At 51.3% G+C, this 17,239-nt stretch carries 20 protein-coding genes; 6 read left to right on the forward strand and 14 right to left on the reverse strand.

The genetic code is table 11. The annotated features are described in order from the left end of the window. Positions 1 to 54: 54 nt before the first annotated feature. Together ftsH and rlmE are read right to left on the reverse strand one after the other, a co-directional pair. The gene (ftsH, locus tag LG381_RS01415; protein ID WP_001107477.1) at positions 55 to 1,989 is read right to left on the reverse strand and encodes an ATP-dependent zinc metalloprotease FtsH; all 1,935 of its coding nucleotides are present in this window, start codon (positions 1,987 to 1,989) and stop codon (positions 55 to 57) included. Between the two features lie 99 nt (positions 1,990 to 2,088). Beyond that, entirely contained in the window at positions 2,089 to 2,718 is a 630-nt protein-coding gene (gene rlmE / locus LG381_RS01420; protein WP_000145975.1) for a 23S rRNA (uridine(2552)-2'-O)-methyltransferase RlmE, read from the reverse strand. Between the two features lie 126 nt (positions 2,719 to 2,844). Between rlmE and yhbY the strand changes: the two genes are divergently transcribed. Further along, positions 2,845 to 3,138, forward strand: coding sequence for a ribosome assembly RNA-binding protein YhbY (gene yhbY / locus LG381_RS01425; RefSeq protein ID WP_001054420.1), 294 nt, complete (start codon positions 2,845 to 2,847; stop codon positions 3,136 to 3,138). 155 nt (positions 3,139 to 3,293) lie between these two features. Here the strand turns inward: yhbY and greA are convergent, their stop codons facing one another. Continuing rightward, positions 3,294 to 3,770 carry a transcription elongation factor GreA gene (greA, locus tag LG381_RS01430; protein WP_001148001.1) on the reverse strand — a complete coding sequence of 159 codons (477 nt, stop codon included), beginning with the start codon at positions 3,768 to 3,770 and terminating at the stop codon, positions 3,294 to 3,296. Positions 3,771 to 4,016: 246 nt separating this feature from the next. On the opposite strand from greA, the gene dacB reads away from it, so the two are divergent. Beyond that, positions 4,017 to 5,450, forward strand: a complete 1,434-nt coding sequence (dacB, locus tag LG381_RS01435; protein ID WP_001212645.1) for a serine-type D-Ala-D-Ala carboxypeptidase — start codon at positions 4,017 to 4,019, stop codon at positions 5,448 to 5,450. Positions 5,451 to 5,561: 111 nt separating this feature from the next. Here dacB and cgtA read toward each other — a convergent pair whose 3' ends face one another. The 4 genes from cgtA to rplU all read right to left on the reverse strand — a co-directional run bounded on the left by cgtA (position 5,562) and on the right by rplU (position 8,431). Beyond that, positions 5,562 to 6,734, reverse strand: coding sequence for an Obg family GTPase CgtA (cgtA, locus tag LG381_RS01440; protein ID WP_000673561.1), 1,173 nt, complete (start codon positions 6,732 to 6,734; stop codon positions 5,562 to 5,564). Positions 6,735 to 6,749: 15 nt separating this feature from the next. Next, a complete protein-coding gene (locus LG381_RS01445) occupies positions 6,750 to 7,715 on the reverse strand; it encodes a DMT family transporter (RefSeq protein ID WP_000813014.1) in 966 nt (321 codons plus the stop codon). A 126-nt stretch (positions 7,716 to 7,841) separates the two neighbouring features. Then, positions 7,842 to 8,099, reverse strand: a complete 258-nt coding sequence (rpmA, locus tag LG381_RS01450) for a 50S ribosomal protein L27 (RefSeq protein ID WP_000940596.1) — start codon at positions 8,097 to 8,099, stop codon at positions 7,842 to 7,844. Between the two features lie 20 nt (positions 8,100 to 8,119). Further along, the gene (gene rplU, locus LG381_RS01455; RefSeq protein WP_000271401.1) at positions 8,120 to 8,431 is read right to left on the reverse strand and encodes a 50S ribosomal protein L21; all 312 of its coding nucleotides are present in this window, start codon (positions 8,429 to 8,431) and stop codon (positions 8,120 to 8,122) included. A gap of 258 nt (positions 8,432 to 8,689) precedes the next feature. On the opposite strand from rplU, the gene ispB reads away from it, so the two are divergent. Next, on the forward strand, positions 8,690 to 9,661 hold the full coding sequence (gene ispB, locus LG381_RS01460; RefSeq protein WP_010346507.1) for an octaprenyl diphosphate synthase: 972 nt from the start codon (positions 8,690 to 8,692) through the stop codon (positions 9,659 to 9,661). 226 nt (positions 9,662 to 9,887) lie between these two features. Continuing rightward, positions 9,888 to 10,166, forward strand: a complete 279-nt coding sequence (gene sfsB, locus LG381_RS01465; RefSeq protein WP_000445413.1) for a DNA-binding transcriptional regulator SfsB — start codon at positions 9,888 to 9,890, stop codon at positions 10,164 to 10,166. Positions 10,167 to 10,213: 47 nt separating this feature from the next. Here the strand turns inward: sfsB and murA are convergent, their stop codons facing one another. From murA to mlaF, 7 genes are all read right to left on the reverse strand, one after another. Next, positions 10,214 to 11,473, reverse strand: a complete 1,260-nt coding sequence (gene murA / locus LG381_RS01470) for a UDP-N-acetylglucosamine 1-carboxyvinyltransferase (RefSeq protein ID WP_000357262.1) — start codon at positions 11,471 to 11,473, stop codon at positions 10,214 to 10,216. A gap of 54 nt (positions 11,474 to 11,527) precedes the next feature. Further along, on the reverse strand, positions 11,528 to 11,782 hold the full coding sequence (gene ibaG / locus LG381_RS01475; RefSeq protein WP_010346509.1) for a BolA family iron metabolism protein IbaG: 255 nt from the start codon (positions 11,780 to 11,782) through the stop codon (positions 11,528 to 11,530). A gap of 159 nt (positions 11,783 to 11,941) precedes the next feature. Next, positions 11,942 to 12,235 carry a lipid asymmetry maintenance protein MlaB gene (gene mlaB / locus LG381_RS01480; protein WP_000004491.1) on the reverse strand — a complete coding sequence of 98 codons (294 nt, stop codon included), beginning with the start codon at positions 12,233 to 12,235 and terminating at the stop codon, positions 11,942 to 11,944. Further along, positions 12,235 to 12,870, reverse strand: a complete 636-nt coding sequence (mlaC, locus tag LG381_RS01485) for a phospholipid-binding protein MlaC (RefSeq protein ID WP_000476479.1) — start codon at positions 12,868 to 12,870, stop codon at positions 12,235 to 12,237. The genes mlaB and mlaC overlap by 1 nt, the downstream gene beginning before the upstream one ends. 18 nt (positions 12,871 to 12,888) lie before the next feature. Then, positions 12,889 to 13,440 (reverse strand): outer membrane lipid asymmetry maintenance protein MlaD, encoded by a 552-nt coding sequence (gene mlaD, locus LG381_RS01490; protein ID WP_016159478.1) that lies wholly within the window; start codon positions 13,438 to 13,440, stop codon positions 12,889 to 12,891. Between the two features lie 4 nt (positions 13,441 to 13,444). Continuing rightward, positions 13,445 to 14,227 (reverse strand): lipid asymmetry maintenance ABC transporter permease subunit MlaE, encoded by a 783-nt coding sequence (mlaE, locus tag LG381_RS01495; protein ID WP_000925792.1) that lies wholly within the window; start codon positions 14,225 to 14,227, stop codon positions 13,445 to 13,447. Positions 14,228 to 14,234: 7 nt separating this feature from the next. After that, a complete protein-coding gene (mlaF, locus tag LG381_RS01500; protein WP_137467696.1) occupies positions 14,235 to 15,044 on the reverse strand; it encodes a phospholipid ABC transporter ATP-binding protein MlaF in 810 nt (269 codons plus the stop codon). Between the two features lie 208 nt (positions 15,045 to 15,252). Here mlaF and LG381_RS01505 point away from each other — a divergent pair, with 208 nt between their 5' ends. Beyond that, complete coding sequence (locus LG381_RS01505; RefSeq protein ID WP_222679551.1) at positions 15,253 to 16,230, forward strand: calcium/sodium antiporter; 978 nt, start codon at positions 15,253 to 15,255, stop codon at positions 16,228 to 16,230. Positions 16,231 to 16,243: 13 nt separating this feature from the next. Continuing rightward, on the forward strand, positions 16,244 to 17,230 hold the full coding sequence (gene kdsD, locus LG381_RS01510; RefSeq protein WP_010346512.1) for an arabinose-5-phosphate isomerase KdsD: 987 nt from the start codon (positions 16,244 to 16,246) through the stop codon (positions 17,228 to 17,230). Positions 17,231 to 17,239: the final 9 nt, after the last annotated feature.

Genomic DNA, 17,239 nt, shown 5'->3' on the forward strand with positions numbered 1-17,239 from the left:
CCCGGAGCACGCCCCGGGGTTTTCGGTACAAATACAGTCATCTGATGCGGGAACTTACTTGTCGCCTAACTGCTCTGACATGGTGTTACCCGGATTTGGCGTACGTGGTTCATCAACCGGACGCGGCGCCTTTGGAGTGCCATTATTGTCAGAATTGTTAGATGCTCCCGACTCATCCCAACCTGCAGGCGGGCGTACATCGCGACGAGCCATCAAGTCATCAATCTGCGGTGCGTCGATGGTCTCATATTTCATGAGTGCATCTTTCATCGCATGAAGAATATCCAGGTTGTCGTTCAACAACTGACGCGCACGATTATAGTTACGTTCAATCAGTGACTTCACTTCCTGGTCGATGATACGCGCGGTTTCATCGGACATATGTTTTGCTTTCGCCACGCTACGACCGAGGAAAACTTCACCTTCTTCTTCCGCATACAGCAGCGGACCGAGTTTTTCAGAGAAGCCCCACTGGGTCACCATGTTACGCGCCAGGTTAGTCGCAACTTTAATATCGTTCGACGCACCGGTAGAAACATGTTCTGGTCCGTAGATGATCTCTTCTGCCAGACGACCGCCGTACAGGGTACTAATCTGACTTTCCAGTTTCTGTCGGCTGGCGCTGATTGCGTCGCCTTCAGGCAGGAAGAAGGTCACACCCAACGCGCGACCGCGCGGGATAATCGTTACTTTGTGCACCGGATCGTGTTCCGGCACCAGACGACCAATAATCGCGTGGCCAGCTTCGTGGTAAGCAGTCGATTCTTTCTGCGCTTCCGTCATCACCATGGAGCGACGTTCCGCACCCATCATGATTTTGTCTTTCGCTTTTTCGAATTCAACCATTGATACAACGCGTTTGTTGCCACGTGCCGCAAACAGTGCCGCTTCGTTCACCAGGTTCGCCAGGTCTGCACCGGAGAAGCCTGGTGTGCCTCGAGCAATAATTGCCGCATCAACATCTGGCGCCAACGGTACGCGACGCATATGCACTTTCAGGATCTGCTCACGCCCACGGACATCTGGCAGACCAACCACAACCTGACGGTCGAAACGACCAGGACGCAGCAGTGCCGGGTCGAGAACGTCCGGACGGTTAGTCGCCGCGATAACGATGATACCTTCGTTACCTTCGAAGCCATCCATCTCAACCAGCATCTGGTTCAGGGTCTGTTCACGCTCATCATGACCACCACCCAGACCAGCGCCACGCTGGCGACCTACGGCGTCGATTTCATCGATGAAGATGATGCACGGTGCCGCTTTCTTAGCCTGTTCGAACATGTCACGCACACGAGACGCACCCACACCGACGAACATTTCTACGAAGTCAGAACCGGAGATGGTAAAGAACGGAACTTTCGCTTCACCTGCAATGGCTTTCGCCAGCAGCGTTTTACCCGTACCCGGAGGACCGACCATCAGGACGCCTTTCGGGATCTTACCGCCCAGTTTCTGGAAGCGGCTCGGCTCACGCAGATACTCAACCAGTTCGGCAACTTCTTCTTTTGCTTCGTCGCAACCAGCAACATCAGCAAAGGTCGTTTTGATCTGATCTTCCGTCAACATGCGCGCTTTGCTCTTACCGAACGACATCGCGCCTTTACCGCCGCCGCCCTGCATTTGACGCATGAAGAAGATCCAGACACCAATCAGTAACAGCATCGGGAACCATGAGATGAAGATAGAAGCCAGCAGGCTTGGCTCTTCAGGCGGTTCACCGACAACCTTGACGTTCTTGGTCAGCAGGTTATCCAGTAGTTTCGGATCCTGAACCGGAATGTAAGTGGTATAACGGTTACTATCTTTCTTGGTAACGTTGATTTCACGTCCGTTGATACGCGCTTCACGAACCTGGTCGTTATTGACCTCTTGTAGGAAGGTAGAGTAATCCACCTTACGGCCATTAGACTCGCTGGGCCCAAAGCTCTGGAATACTGACATCAGCACAACGGCAATGACCAGCCAGAGTATTAGGTTTTTCGCCATGTCACTCAAGGGATTAACCTCTTATTACAACTGTGTTAAAAACAGCGTCAGGATACTCTATATCCAGCATCTTTCAAACTTTCGTCTGAAATCTCCCGGTTAGGGTTTACGCCCGGTCGCTACAATATACACTTCCCGCGAACGTGCACGAGAAGAGTCCGGCTTACGAACTTTGACCTTCGTAAACAGGGAGCGAATTTCCCTTAGATACTCATCGAAACCTTCGCCCTGGAACACCTTCACTACAAAACTGCCACCCGGCGCTAACACATCACGACACATTTCTAGCGCCAGTTCCACCAGATACATGGCACGGGGGATATCCACCGCCGGTGTTCCGCTCATGTTTGGTGCCATATCGGACATGACAACCTGGACTTTGCTGTCGCCTACGCGTTCCAGCAGTGCTTTCATCACCAGTTCATCACGAAAATCGCCCTGAAGAAAGTCCACACCAACGATAGGATCCATAGGTAAAAGATCGCAAGCGATGATGCGGCCTTTGCCGCCAATTTGGGTGACCACATATTGTGACCAACCACCCGGGGCAGCACCAAGGTCGACAACCGTCATTCCCGGTTTAAAGAGTTTGTCACTTTGCTGTATTTCATCAAGTTTAAACCAGGCACGGGAACGTAACCCCTTTTTCTGTGCCTGTTGAACATATTTATCGCTAAAGTGTTCCTGAAGCCAGCGGCTGGAGCTGGCAGAACGCTTCTTACCTGTCATTTAACTTTCCCATTGGGATAACTCATCGTAACCAATTGCGTAAATTTTTACGCGCCTATTTGGTGATATATGGGAGATGGCGGTAGAATGACCCGTTTTCAATCCCAACGTAAGCAAAAAAATACGATGAATCTGAGTACTAAACAAAAACAACACCTGAAAGGTCTGGCACATCCGCTCAAGCCAGTTGTTCTGCTTGGCAGTAATGGTTTGACCGAAGGGGTGCTGGCCGAGATTGAACAAGCGTTAGAGCACCATGAACTCATCAAGGTGAAAATCGCCACAGAAGATCGCGAAACTAAAACCTTGATCGTGGAAGCTATCGTGCGCGAAACCGGCGCCTGTAATGTACAGGTCATCGGTAAAACGCTGGTGCTTTATCGCCCAACTAAAGAACGTAAAATCTCGCTGCCACGCTAAGATTATCCTAAAGTTACACACATTTTCTGTGTAAAACGAGGGATTTTCCGCAGGCAGGAGAGCAAAATGCCACGCTCTGTTCGTTGATAAAAGGCCGCATAGCGGCCTTTTTCCTTTCTTTACAATACATCAACATTTTGAGTATTGGGTAATTCTTACAGGTATTCTACCTTAATTACTTCAAATTCTACTTCGCCGCCTGGCGTTTTGATGACCACAACATCATCTTCTTCTTTGCCGATCAGGCCACGAGCGATAGGTGAGTTTACAGAAATCAGGTTTTGTTTAAAGTCAGCTTCGTCATCGCCTACGATGCGATAAGTCTGTTCTTCATCAGAATCCAGATTCAACACCGTTACGGTAGCACCAAAAATAACGCGGCCATTGTTTGGCATTTTGGTGACATCAATCACCTGCGCGTTCGACAGCTTGGCTTCGATGTCTTTGATACGGCCTTCGCAGAAGCCCTGCTGTTCACGCGCAGCGTGATATTCAGCATTCTCTTTCAGGTCGCCATGTTCACGCGCTTCCGCGATAGCAGCAATGATTTCAGGACGGCGCACAGATTTCAGAAAATCCAGCTCTTCGCGTAATTTTTCAGCGCCGCGTAAGGTCATCGGAATAGCTTGCATTTGTTATACCTCTTGAATATTCCTGATGGGGCGAGTCTCCACCCACCCCGGCTGTTCGGTCAGCCCGGCATAACTCCTCACCAGGCCAGAAGCAAAAAAATACCGACCCGGAAACAGGTTCCAGGTCAGCTACAATTCACATTTTGATGATCATTTTACCCTGAAGTTCCCGAAGGGTCATCGTTTACTTTATAGGGCGTTGCGCCGTAGTATGACGGCTCGATTCCAGGTTGTTAGCGCGAGATTATGCGATTTTCCAGATTTATCATCGGATTGACCAGCTGTATAGCGTTCAGTGTTCAGGCTGCGAATGTTGATGAGTACATTACTCAACTACCCGCTGGTGCCAACCTTGCCCTGATGGTGCAAAGAGTCGGCGCGTCTGCCCCCACGATTGATTACCACAGTCAGCAGATGGCGCTGCCCGCCAGTACGCAAAAAGTAATCACTGCGCTGGCTGCGTTGATTCAACTCGGCCCCGATTTTCGTTTTACCACTACGCTTGAAACCAAAGGTAATGTGGAAAACGGAGTGCTTAAAGGCGATTTAGTGGCGCGATTTGGTGCCGATCCGACGTTAAAACGTCAGGATATTCGCAATATGGTCGCGACTCTGAAAAAATCTGGTGTCACACAAATCGATGGCAATGTACTCATAGATACCTCCATTTTTGCCAGCCATGATAAAGCTCCCGGCTGGCCATGGAATGACATGACACAATGCTTTAGCGCACCACCCGCCGCTGCCATTGTTGACCGCAATTGCTTCTCCGTCTCGCTCTACAGCGCCCAAAAACCCGGTGATATGGCTTTTATACGCGTGGCATCTTATTACCCCGTTACGATGTTCAGCCAGGTACGCACCCTACCCCGTGGTTCTGCCGAAGCGCAATACTGCGAGCTGGATGTCGTGCCAGGCGACCTGAACCGCTTTACGCTGACCGGATGCCTGCCACAACGTTCCGAACCTCTACCGTTAGCCTTTGCGGTGCAAGATGGTGCCAGCTATGCCGGGGCGATTCTGAAAGATGAGTTAAAACAAGCGGGTATCACCTGGAGCGGAACACTGCTGCGACAAACGCAGGTTAACGAACCGGGAACGGTGGTGGCCAGTAAACAATCGGCTCCTTTGCATGATCTGCTTAAGATTATGTTGAAAAAATCAGACAACATGATCGCCGATACGGTTTTCCGCATGATAGGCCATGCGCGTTTCAATGTGCCTGGAACATGGCGGGCCGGATCGGACGCCGTGCGCCAAATTCTGCGTCAGCAAGCCGGTGTCGATATTGGCAACACGATTATTGCCGACGGCTCGGGACTTTCACGCCATAACCTGATTGCGCCTGCCACCATGATGCAGGTGCTGCAATATATCGCCCAACATGACAATGAGCTTAACTTTATCTCTATGCTGCCGCTGGCGGGTTATGACGGCTCGTTACAGTACCGTGCGGGTCTGCATCAGGCGGGCGTGGATGGCAAAGTCTCAGCGAAAACCGGTTCGTTGCAGGGGGTATATAACCTGGCGGGATTCATTACCACAGCGAGCGGGCAACGAATGGCGTTTGTGCAATATCTTTCTGGCTATGCAGTAGAACCGGCGGATCAGCGTAATCGCCGTATTCCGTTAGTGCGCTTTGAAAGCCGCTTGTATAAAGATATTTATCAGAACAATTAGTCAAAAAGAAACCCCGGCGCATGGTCGGGGTTTCAGATTATTGACAAAGTGCGCTTTGTTTATGCCTGATAAGCGTAGCGCATCAGGCTATTTGGCGTTTGTCATCAGTAATTAACGCTTGTAAATGAACTCAACGCCTTCTTCGTCGTCTTCGTCCCAGTCGTCATCCCAGTCTTCATCATCCTCTTCAGCAATTTCTTCAAGCTGCTGACGGTGATAATCATCCCACATGAATTCGACTTTCTCTGGCTGTTTCGCTTCTTCGGCCTGCACGACCGGGTTTTCAATGATAAAGGTCATCACATCCCAGCAGAGATCTTTAACGCCCAGTCCGCTTGCCGCAGAGATCAGATAATATTTATCTTCCCAGCCCAGCGCCTCAGCGATCGCTTTCGCTTTCTCTTCGGCTTCCGCTTTATCCAGCAGATCGATCTTGTTGAAGACTAACCAACGCGGTTTCGCCGCCAGATCCTGACTGTATTTTTCCAGCTCGCTGATAATAATACGCGCGTTTTCAACCGGATCGGTGCCGTCAATCGGATCGATATCGATAAGGTGCAACAGGACGCGGCAACGTTCCAGGTGCTTCAGGAAGCGAATCCCCAGACCTGCGCCTTCCGCAGCGCCTTCAATCAGCCCTGGAATATCGGCAACAACGAAGCTCTTTTCGTTGTCCATTCGTACCACACCCAGACTTGGCACCAGAGTGGTAAACGGATAGTCCGCTACTTTCGGTTTAGCCGCCGAAACAGCGCGAATGAATGTCGATTTACCAGCATTTGGCATCCCCAGCATACCGACGTCAGCCAGCAGCATCAGCTCCAGCAGCAACTCGCGCTTATCGCCCGGCGTGCCGTTGGTTTTCTGCCGTGGTGTACGGTTAACGGACGATTTGAAACGAGTATTGCCCAGACCGTGCCAGCCGCCCTTAGCAACCAGCAGACGCTGACCGTGTTTGGTCATATCGCCCATGGTTTCACCGGTGCCCTGATCGATAACACGCGTACCTACTGGTACTTTAATCGTCACATCTTTACCACGCTTACCGGTGCAGTCGCGGCTTGCGCCATTCTGACCACGCTCGGCGCGGAAAGATTTTTCAAAACGATAATCGATAAGCGTATTCAGGTTCTCGTCGGCTTCCATCCATACGTCACCGCCGTCACCACCGTCGCCGCCATCCGGGCCGCCTTTCGGAATATATTTTTCGCGGCGGAAGCTCACGCAACCATTACCGCCATCACCTGCAACGACCAGAATCGATGCTTCATCAACAAACTTCATTTTATTCTCCGTAAATCATTCGCCTGCGCGGGGTTGCGATACCACCGTTGTATGCTTACGTAATCCGCCCCAAATACGATGACCAATGGCGGAATACATCGCGCCCGCAACCACGACAAACGCACCGAGATAACCTAAAAGGTTTAACATCGGTCTGGCGAAGAAATCGGGCCAGGCCAGTGATAAAAGATCTGAAAAAAACAGCGTAAACAGTGGGGTGAGCGTGATTATCGCGCTCACCTGCGCTGCCTGCCAGCGAGCCATCGCTTCCGCCAGGGCGCCATATCCTACCAATGTATTCAGTCCGCAAAAAATTAAACATGCGAGCTGCCAGTGGCTAAGCTGCGCTATCACCCCAGGCTTTGCCAGAGGGAAGAGCGCAATTGTACATAAAGTGTACAGTAAAAATAGGATCTGCGGTGAGGCCAGCCGACGCAATAAAACCTTTTGCGCCACGCCATAACTCACCCAAACCGTCGCCGCACCGACCCCAAAGATAACTCCCCAGGTGTAATCGGTGAGCTTTGTAAATATCTCGACCAGACTGGTGTTAAAGAACATCACCAGGCCGCTCAGGAGCATCAATGCTCCCACAACCTGGGTGCTGCGCATTTTCTCTTTCAGGATAAATACGCTGGCAACCATCATGCCAACCGGCGAGAGTTGCCCAATCACCTGCGAGGCGGTCGGACTCAGGTATTGCAAGGATGAGCTGAACAGGATGAAGTTCCCAAACAGCCCGGCAGTCGCCACCGCCAGTAATATCAACCAGCGTGGCTTACGAAACACGCGTAATGGCGGCAGCTTCTTCTTCACCGCAAGAATGGCACCAAGGCCAATACTCGCCATCAAGAAACGGTAAAACACAATTGTCGGAGGTTCCATCACCTCCAGCACCTGCTTCATTGCGATTGGCAACGCCCCCCAGCAAATTGCTGTGGTGAGCGCCAAAAGAATGCCAATGCCTGCCTGCTGCTTCATACCGTATTCCCTGCAAAACGCATTTGCGGATTAACGCCGCACGATGCGCATTTTTACCGGCTATCGAATGTAAAAAGCCCCGCAACGTGTTGCGGGGCTTTCATCCGTTACCGGGACGCGAAAAACTTATTCAGCTTCGATGCTGATAAATTTACGGTTTTTCGGGCCTTTAACTTCGAATTTCACTTTACCGTCTGCTTTAGCAAACAGAGTGTGGTCACGACCGCAACCTACGTTAGTGCCAGCGTGGAATTTGGTGCCACGTTGACGAACGATGATGCTACCCGCCAGAACGGATTCGCCACCGAAACGCTTAACGCCCAGGCGTTTAGCTTCTGAATCGCGACCGTTACGTGTGGAGCCGCCAGCCTTTTTATGTGCCATTTGAAATCTCTCCTCAGGTCTTAGGCGCTGATGCCAGTAATTTTCACATCAGTGAACCACTGACGATGGCCCTGCTGCTTACGATAGTGTTTACGACGACGAAACTTAACGATTTTAACTTTCTCGCCACGACCGTGAGCAACAACTTCAGCTTTGATTACGCCGCCATCAACGAAAGGAACGCCGATTTTGACTTCTTCACCGTTTGCGATCATCAGCACTTCAGCGAACTCAACAGTTTCGCCAGTTGCGATGTCCAGCTTTTCCAGGCGAACGGTCTGACCTTCGCTTACTCGGTGTTGTTTACCACCACTTTGGAAAACCGCGTACATATAAAACTCCGCTTCCGCGCACACCTTTTCAATGATTCAGAGTGCGCTATAAATATTCACAATAGGGCGCGAATATTACGCAAAACGCACGCCTTTGACAAGTGCTACAGTCAATACACGAAGAAAAAAAACACAACTTGTACGGTAACGTTTATCTGTGCCATTTTTTCAGTACAATCACCCTATATTCCTAACCATAAACCCTAAGTTGCCTTTGTTCACAGTAAGGTAATCGGGGCGAAAAGCCCGGCTTTTGCGATGAATTTAGAAAAAATCAATGAGTTAACCGCGCAAGATATGGCGGGTGTTAATGCGGCAATCCTTGAGCAGCTTAATTCCGACGTCCAACTGATCAATCAGTTAGGCTATTACATCGTCAGCGGCGGCGGTAAACGTATTCGTCCGATGATTGCTGTACTGGCTGCACGAGCTGTTGGCTATGAGGGAAATGCGCATGTCACCATTGCCGCTCTGATCGAGTTTATCCACACAGCGACTCTGCTACACGATGACGTTGTGGATGAATCAGATATGCGCCGTGGTAAAGCTACCGCCAACGCCGCGTTTGGCAATGCCGCCAGCGTGCTGGTAGGCGATTTTATTTACACCCGCGCGTTCCAGATGATGACCAGCCTCGGCTCGCTCAAAGTGCTGGAAGTGATGTCTGAAGCCGTAAACGTCATTGCAGAAGGTGAAGTTCTGCAACTGATGAACGTTAACGACCCGGATATCACCGAAGAAAACTACATGCGCGTTATCTACAGCAAAACTGCACGTCTGTTTGAGGCTGCTGCGCAGTGTTCCGGGATTCTGGCAGGATGTACACCGGAAGAGGAAAAAGGCCTGCAGGATTATGGACGTTACCTCGGCACCGCTTTTCAGCTCATCGACGATTTGCTCGATTACAGCGCCGATGGTGAACAGTTAGGTAAAAACGTCGGGGACGATCTGAACGAAGGTAAACCGACGCTGCCGCTGCTACATGCGATGCATAATGGTACACCGGAGCAGGCGCAAATGATCCGTACTGCTATTGAGCAAGGCAACGGGCGTCATCTTCTGGAACCGGTTCTGGAAGCAATGAACGCGTGTGGATCTCTTGAATGGACGCGTCAGCGTGCCGAGGAAGAGGCAGACAAAGCCATCGAAGCGTTACAGATACTCCCGGATACCCCGTGGCGAGAGGCGTTAATCGGCCTTGCACATATCGCGGTTCAACGCGATCGTTAATTCCTTCCCTTTATCCCGCGTATTGCGCGGGATAACTCCAGTAAGTTCCATAAAAACACTTATTCAGTGCAATACCATCTGAATAATCAGCTTTTTGTCTTTATATATTCTGAATCTTCACACTATTTACATGAACTTTTTAGAGCAATGCGCCATCAGGAGTATAGTGATGCTCGATAGAACACATGTTCTGAATGAAAGCGACTAACTTAAGGAGTGAGGCAAGATGGAGAGTAATTTCATTGACTGGCATCCCGCTGACATCATTGCGGGTTTGCGCAAGAAGGGAACGTCAATGGCGGCGGAATCTCGCAGAAATGGTTTGAGTTCCTCGACGCTGGCAAATGCATTATCGCGTCCGTGGCCAAAGGGAGAGATGATTATTGCGAAAGCCCTGGGTACTGACCCCTGGGTTATATGGCCATCACGCTACCATGATCCGCAGACCCATGAGTTTATCGACAGAACGCAGTTGATGCGCAGCTACACTAAACCGAAAAAATGAGTGGTCTGGCGGTAGCCCCGCGAACGGGGCTGCCAGCTTTCAGACGATTACTCGCCTTTCACACGCTCGATATTCGCACCTAATGCACGCAATTTGTCTTCAATGCGTTCGTAGCCGCGATCGATGTGATAAATACGATCAACAACCGTAGTCCCTTCCGCAATACAGCCAGCCAGCACCAGACTTGCTGATGCACGCAGATCGGTCGCCATGACCTGTGCGCCGGAAAGTTTTTCGACACCGTGACAAATAACGGTATTGCTTTCAATCTCGGCTTGCGCGCCCATACGGCTCAGTTCTGGCACGTGCATAAAGCGGTTTTCAAAGACCGTTTCGGTGATGAATCCGGTGCCTTCTGCCACCAAGTTCAGCAGCGTGAACTGAGCCTGCATATCGGTCGGGAACGCCGGATGCGGCGCAGTGCGGACATTAACGGCCTTCGGACGTTTGCCATGCATATCCAGGCTAATCCAGTCCTCACCTACTTCAATGTCCGCTCCAGCGTCACGCAGTTTCGCCAGCACGGCGTCCAGAGTATCTGGCTGGGCGTTACGGCAGATAATTTTGCCGCGAGAGATTGCCGCTGCCACCAGGAACGTGCCGGTTTCGATGCGATCCGGCAGCACGCGATAGACACCGCCGCCTAAACGTTCCACACCTTCGATGACGATACGATCGGTGCCCTGACCGCTAATTTTCGCGCCCAGCGTAATCAGGAAGTTCGCAGTATCGACGATTTCCGGTTCACGCGCGGCGTTTTCAATAATCGTGGTGCCTTCCGCCAGGGTTGCAGCACACATGATGGTCACGGTTGCGCCGACGCTGACTTTATCCATCACGATATGCGCGCCTTTCAGACGCCCATCAACGGAAGCTTTTACGTAACCTTCTTCCAGTTTGATCGTCGCGCCTAATTGCTCAAGCCCGGAAATATGCAAATCAACCGGACGCGCACCAATCGTACAACCACCAGGTAGAGAAACTTGTCCCTGACCGAAACGTGCCACCAGCGGCCCCAGCGCCCAGATAGAGGCTCGCATGGTTTTGACCAAATCATAAGGTGCGCAGAATACATTAACGTCGCGGGCGTCAATATGCACAGAACCATTACGTTCTACTTTCGCACCCAGCTGGCTTAGCAGCTTCATTGACGTATCAACGTCTTTCAGTTTCGGTACGTTCTGGATCTCTACCGGTTCTTCCGCCAGTAGTGCGGCAAAAAGGATAGGCAGAGCAGCATTTTTAGCGCCGGAAATTGTGACTTCGCCCTGGAGCTTCGTTGGCCCCTGAACACGAAATTTATCCATTTAGTTTGTTCTCAGTTAACAATTCATATCCGCTACCGGCAAATCGCCCATAGCTCAAAAGCCGTTCAGTTTGCGATCTCGCGCCCACTCCGTAGGGGTATACGCTTTGATCGACACAGCATGAATGCGGTTATCCGCAATATATTCCATCAGCGGACCATAAACCGTCTGCTGTTTTTTAACCCGGCTCATGCCGTCAAACATCTCACCCACGGCAATAACCTGAAAGTGGCTGCCATCGCCGGAAACGTGGACTTCCTGGAGGGAGAGAGCGTTCATCAGCACGCTCTGAATTTCATTATTTTCCATGGGATCTTCATTCATCAGTTAATAAACCAGCAAAACATCTTAGAGCAAAGTTGCGCTGGCATAAATAAGCAAAAAGCCTTGCTGATAAATCAAACAAGGCTCGACTTGCAGGCGGATTTGCCGGACAGGCGGTTAACGCCTTATCCAGCCTGAAAAAATTTAACGAGGCAGGACATCAGACGGCAAATTATACAACTTTGCCAGGGTATACACCTTATCGTTTACCCCCTGAAGCGTCACGCTGTTGCCCTGCTTTTTCGCCAGATCGATAAGGTGGAGCAGCAGCGCCAGTCCACCGGTATCGACGCGGGACACGCGGCTAAGATCGATGCAGGTAATTCCCTTCACCGCTTCTTCACGCACTTCCCAAAGCGGTAGCAGTACGTCTTGATCCAACTCTCCGGTTAATACCAGAGTGTTGCCCGTCTGCACCCAGCTCAGTGACTCGCTCATTATTTTTTCTCTTCCAGAGTGATTTTCTGTTGAGAAATTGATTTCAGTTGCGCGGTCAGGCCGTCAATACCTTTGGTACGCAGCAGCGTTCCCCACTCGTTTTGTTTAGTGGTGATCATGCTGACGCCTTCGGCAATCATGTCGTAAGCCTGCCAGTTGCCAGTCTGGGAGTTTTTACGCCACTGGAAGTCCAGACGCACCGGCGGGCGACCATTCGGATCAATAATAGTAACGCGAATAGGCACAATGGTTTTGTCACCCAGCGGCTGTTCTGGCGCAATCTGGTAAGTCTGCCCGTGATACATCGCCAGCGCCTGACCATAAGCCTGCTTCAGGTACTCACGGAAAGCGGCAAAGTATGCATCACGTTGGGCTGGGGTCGCGCCCTTGTAATACTGACCCAGTACCAGTGCACCAGCGTATTTCACCTGCACATACGGCAGCAGTTCCTGATCGACGATAGTACGCAGGTAATCCGGGTTGGCCCGGATTTGCGGTTGCTCATTCTTCAGGCGATCGAACGTTTTCTGCGCCGCCTCGTCCATCAGCTTATACGGATTGGTTTGGTCTGCCGCAGTTGCCGCACTCAGCGGTGCAATCACCAGCAAAGCGACCATCATTAAACGTTTAAACATGCGTCGGTTCTCCTGAAATTATTTCGTTGTACCCACAGGTTCAGTGGTTTCATTATTACCTGGCGCAGCAGCTGGCGCATCGCCACTATTCTTATTGTCATCGCCTTTACTGCCGTAAAGGAACTGACCAATGAGATCTTCCAGCACCATCGCAGACTTGGTGTCCTGAATCGAATCGCCATCCTTCAGGATAGCAGTACCCAGTTCGGGGTCTTCAAAACCGACGTTTAACGCCAGATATTGCTCTCCAAGCAGGCCGGAAGTACGAATGCTCAGCGAACTGGTGTCAGGAATGTGGTTATAACGTTGTTCAATTTCCAGCGTCACGCGCGGCAGATAGGTTTTCGGATCCAGCGTAATATCTGCCACCCGACCGACGACAACGCCGCCAATGCTGACCGGAGAGCGCGCTTTCAGGCCGCCAATGTTATCGAACGTCGCATAAAGCGTGTAGGTCGGTTCAGTACGTATGGACGTCACGTTTGCCGCCTTCAGGCAGACAAACAGCGCCGCCAGCAGTGCTGCTAATAAAAAGATACCCACCCAAATTTCATTTTTTTTCGTTTGCATGAACTCAATTCCCAAACATCAATGCGGTCAGCACAAAATCCAGCCCCAGAACAGCCAGAGACGAGTGGACAACGGTGCGAGTGGTTGCCCGGCTAATCCCGGCAGAAGTCGGGATGGCGTCGTAGCCGTTAAACAACGAAATCCACGTCACCGTAATAGCGAACACCACGCTCTTAATCAGACAGTTGACCAGATCCATACGCCAGTCGACAGCATTTTGCATTGCCGACCAGAAGAATCCGCTATCAATACCTTTCCAGCTAACGCCGACCAGCGATCCGCCCCAGATCCCCACGGCGACGAAAATAATCGTCAGCAACGGCAATGAAATAACCCCAGCCCAGAAACGCGGAGAAATAACCCGACGCAGCGGATCGACCGCCATCATCTCCATGCTGGAGAGCTGCTCTGTGGCGCGCATCAAGCCGATTTCTGCGGTTAACGCCGAACCGGCTCGACCAGCAAACAGCAACGCAGCAACCACCGGCCCCAGTTCACGCAGTAGCGATAACGCCACCAGCATACCCAGACTGGTTTCCGCACTATAAGTGGTCAGCACCAGATAACCTTGCAGACCCAGCACCATTCCGATGAATACGCCAGAAACCACAATAATCAGCATTGACAGGACGCCGACATTATAGAGCTGACGCACCAGCAGCGGCGCATGTTTACGAAATTCCGGTTTGCCGACCAGCGCATTGAATAACATTAACCCGGCCCGTCCGAACGTTCTCAGGGTTTTAATCCCTTTATGTCCAAGCGAGGCCAGCGCATTTAACAGCATGAGTGGCTTAACTCCCTGGTAAAAGATCAGCGTGATAATCGCCGGCAGGATAGCGGAACGGAACAGGTCCGTCAGCTATCCCGTCCAGAAACTGACGTACGCGCGGATCAGGATTCGCCTGCAACGCCTGGGCGCTACCGTGAGCGACAATTTTTTTATCCGCCAGAATCCAGGCGTGATCCGCAATACTTAAGACTTCCGGCACATCGTGAGAAACTACCACGCAGGTCACGCCCAGCGCGCTGTTCAGTTCAGAAATCAGCTTCACCAGTACGCCCATAGTGATCGGATCCTGCCCAACAAACGGTTCATCAAACATGATGAGATCCGGCTCCAGGGCAATCGCACGCGCCAGCGCAGCGCGACGAGCCATCCCGCCGGAAAGTTCAGAAGGCATCAGTTTAGCCGCTCCACGCAGCCCCACGGCTTCCAGCTTCATCATCACCGTGCTATGCAACAATGGCGCGGGGAGCTGGGTATGTTCGCGCAGTGGATAGGCAACGTTGTCAAATACGTTCATATCTGTGAACAACGCCCCGGACTGAAACAACATGCTCATCCGTTTGCGCACAGTGTACAGGCGCGAACGAGACATCGCCGGAATATTCTCGCCATCAAAAAGGATCTCACCGTGATCTGGTGCGATTTGCCCGCCAATCAGACGGAGTAGCGTCGTTTTACCGATGCCCGATGGCCCCATGATTGCCGTGATCTTCCCTCGCGGCACGGTCAGGGAAATATTATCGAAGATGCAGCGATTGCCACGCGTAAAACTGACATCGCGCATATCGACTAAATTCGCCACAGACTGCCCCATAATTCACCCTTCGTCTTGCGTTGATTTTCTAAGCATGGTGCTCAATTTAACCTTGAACCCAACATATTTACAGAATATTACCCGCCGTGGTTAGCTAAAGCTGGCATTTGTTTTACTTTTTAGCCGCATAAAGTCAAAATTAAGAATCCGTTACGGCTTTCTGAGAATCTTCAGCGACCGGCGAGTATACCTGAAGAAAGGACGTTAGATGCTTTTAGCTACGGCACTGTTAATTGTTGGTTTACTTTTGGTCGTATACAGTGCCGATCGTCTGGTATTTGCCGCTTCCATTCTTTGCCGCACTTTTGGCATCCCACCGCTGATCATTGGCATGACTGTGGTCAGTATTGGCACGTCGCTTCCTGAGATTATTGTTTCGCTTGCCGCGTCACTGCACGAACAACGCGATTTAGCCGTCGGTACGGCGCTTGGCTCAAACATTATCAATATCTTGCTGATCCTCGGTCTGACCGCACTGGTGCGCCCTTTTACCGTCCATTCCGATGTTCTGCGCCGCGAGTTACCATTAATGTTATTCGTCAGCGTGGTGGCCGGTTCCGTACTCTATGACGGACAACTTAGCCGCAGCGATGGTATCTTTCTCCTTTTTCTGGCTGTGCTATGGCTGCTGTTCATTGTTAAACTTGCACATCAGGCCGAACGTCAGGGAACCGATAGCCTGACCAGAGAGCAGCTTGCAGAGCTACCGCGTGAAGGCGGTTTACCCGTCGCATTTTTATGGCTTGGCATTGCGCTGATCATCATGCCAGTGGCTACGCGGATGGTGATTGATAACGCCACCGTTCTGGCGAATTACTTTGCCATCAGCGAATTGACTATTGGTCTGACGGCAATCGCTATCGGCACGAGTCTGCCAGAACTGGCAACCGCGATAGCCGGTGTTCGCAAAGGTGAAAACGACATCGCCATCGGTAATATCATTGGCGCGAATATATTTAATATCGTCATCGTACTGGGTCTGCCGGCGCTGATTACGCCAGGGGAGATTAACCCACTGGCGTACAGCCGTGACTACAGCGTGATGTTGTTGGTAAGCATTATTTTTGCGTTGCTGTGCTGGCGACGCTCCCCGCAACCGGGCCGTGGCGTAGGGGTATTATTAACAGGCGGATTTATCGTATGGCTGGCGATGTTGTACTGGTTATCGCCAATACTCGTTGAATAACTGGAAACGCATTATGTCGCACGTAGAGTTGCAACCGGGTTTTGACTTTCAGCAAGCAGGTAAAGAAGTCCTGGCGATTGAACGTGAATGCCTGGCGGAGCTTGATCAATACATCAATCAGAATTTCGCGCTCGCTTGCGAAAAGATGTTTTGGTGTAAAGGTAAAGTCGTGGTTATGGGGATGGGCAAATCGGGACACATTGGACGCAAAATGGCCGCGACCTTTGCCAGCACCGGTACTCCGTCATTTTTCGTCCATCCTGGCGAAGCCGCGCATGGCGATTTAGGCATGGTCACCCCGCAGGATGTGGTAATAGCTATCTCTAACTCTGGTGAATCCAGCGAAATCAATGCTTTGATTCCGGTGCTTAAGCGTCTTCACGTGCCGTTAATCTGCATTACCGGTCGCCCGGAGAGCAGCATGGCTCGTGCCGCAGACGTGCATCTGTGTGTTAAAGTAGCAAAAGAAGCCTGCCCGTTGGGGCTGGCACCGACCAGCAGCACCACCGCCACGCTGGTTATGGGCGATGCGCTCGCCGTCGCTCTGTTAAAAGCGCGCGGCTTTACCGCCGAAGATTTTGCGCTCTCACATCCCGGCGGCGCACTGGGTCGTAAACTTCTGCTGCGCGTAAACGATATTATGCATACGGGTGATGAGATCCCGCATGTCAAAAAAACCGCCAGCCTGCGCGATGCATTACTGGAAGTTACCCGCAAAAATCTTGGTATGACCGTCATTTGCGATGACAATATGATGATTGAAGGCATCTTTACCGACGGTGATTTACGCCGTGTCTTCGATATGGGCGTGGATGTCCGTCAATTAAGTATTGCCGATGTGATGACGCCGGGGGGAATTCGCGTACGCCCTGGCATTCTGGCCGTTGAGGCACTGAACTTAATGCAGTCCCGCCATATCACCTCCGTAATGGTTGCCGATGGCGACCATTTACTCGGTGTGTTACATATGCATGATTTACTGCGTGCTGGCGTAGTGTAAAGATTCAAG

Origin of the sequence: Escherichia sp. Marseille-Q3837, from assembly GCF_916618735.1 — a bacterium.
GTDB lineage: Bacteria > Pseudomonadota > Gammaproteobacteria > Enterobacterales > Enterobacteriaceae > Escherichia > Escherichia ruysiae.

Bases quoted from the DNA above. Each gene is read 5' to 3' on its own strand.
- ftsH (WP_001107477.1), bottom strand. From the start codon at position 1,989: ATGGCGAAAAACCTAATACTCTGGCTGGTCATTGCCGTTGTGCTGATG.
- rlmE (WP_000145975.1), bottom strand. From the start codon at position 2,718: ATGACAGGTAAGAAGCGTTCTGCCAGCTCCAGCCGCTGGCTTCAGGAA.
- yhbY (WP_001054420.1), top strand. From the start codon at position 2,845: ATGAATCTGAGTACTAAACAAAAACAACACCTGAAAGGTCTGGCACAT.
- greA (WP_001148001.1), bottom strand. From the start codon at position 3,770: ATGCAAGCTATTCCGATGACCTTACGCGGCGCTGAAAAATTACGCGAA.
- dacB (WP_001212645.1), top strand. From the start codon at position 4,017: ATGCGATTTTCCAGATTTATCATCGGATTGACCAGCTGTATAGCGTTC.
- cgtA (WP_000673561.1), bottom strand. From the start codon at position 6,734: ATGAAGTTTGTTGATGAAGCATCGATTCTGGTCGTTGCAGGTGATGGC.
- LG381_RS01445 (WP_000813014.1), bottom strand. From the start codon at position 7,715: ATGAAGCAGCAGGCAGGCATTGGCATTCTTTTGGCGCTCACCACAGCA.
- rpmA (WP_000940596.1), bottom strand. From the start codon at position 8,099: ATGGCACATAAAAAGGCTGGCGGCTCCACACGTAACGGTCGCGATTCA.
- rplU (WP_000271401.1), bottom strand. From the start codon at position 8,431: ATGTACGCGGTTTTCCAAAGTGGTGGTAAACAACACCGAGTAAGCGAA.
- ispB (WP_010346507.1), top strand. From the start codon at position 8,690: ATGAATTTAGAAAAAATCAATGAGTTAACCGCGCAAGATATGGCGGGT.
- sfsB (WP_000445413.1), top strand. From the start codon at position 9,888: ATGGAGAGTAATTTCATTGACTGGCATCCCGCTGACATCATTGCGGGT.
- murA (WP_000357262.1), bottom strand. From the start codon at position 11,473: ATGGATAAATTTCGTGTTCAGGGGCCAACGAAGCTCCAGGGCGAAGTC.
- ibaG (WP_010346509.1), bottom strand. From the start codon at position 11,782: ATGGAAAATAATGAAATTCAGAGCGTGCTGATGAACGCTCTCTCCCTC.
- mlaB (WP_000004491.1), bottom strand. From the start codon at position 12,235: ATGAGCGAGTCACTGAGCTGGGTGCAGACGGGCAACACTCTGGTATTA.
- mlaC (WP_000476479.1), bottom strand. From the start codon at position 12,870: ATGTTTAAACGTTTAATGATGGTCGCTTTGCTGGTGATTGCACCGCTG.
- mlaD (WP_016159478.1), bottom strand. From the start codon at position 13,440: ATGCAAACGAAAAAAAATGAAATTTGGGTGGGTATCTTTTTATTAGCA.
- mlaE (WP_000925792.1), bottom strand. From the start codon at position 14,227: ATGCTGTTAAATGCGCTGGCCTCGCTTGGACATAAAGGGATTAAAACC.
- mlaF (WP_137467696.1), bottom strand. From the start codon at position 15,044: ATGGGGCAGTCTGTGGCGAATTTAGTCGATATGCGCGATGTCAGTTTT.
- LG381_RS01505 (WP_222679551.1), top strand. From the start codon at position 15,253: ATGCTTTTAGCTACGGCACTGTTAATTGTTGGTTTACTTTTGGTCGTA.
- kdsD (WP_010346512.1), top strand. From the start codon at position 16,244: ATGTCGCACGTAGAGTTGCAACCGGGTTTTGACTTTCAGCAAGCAGGT.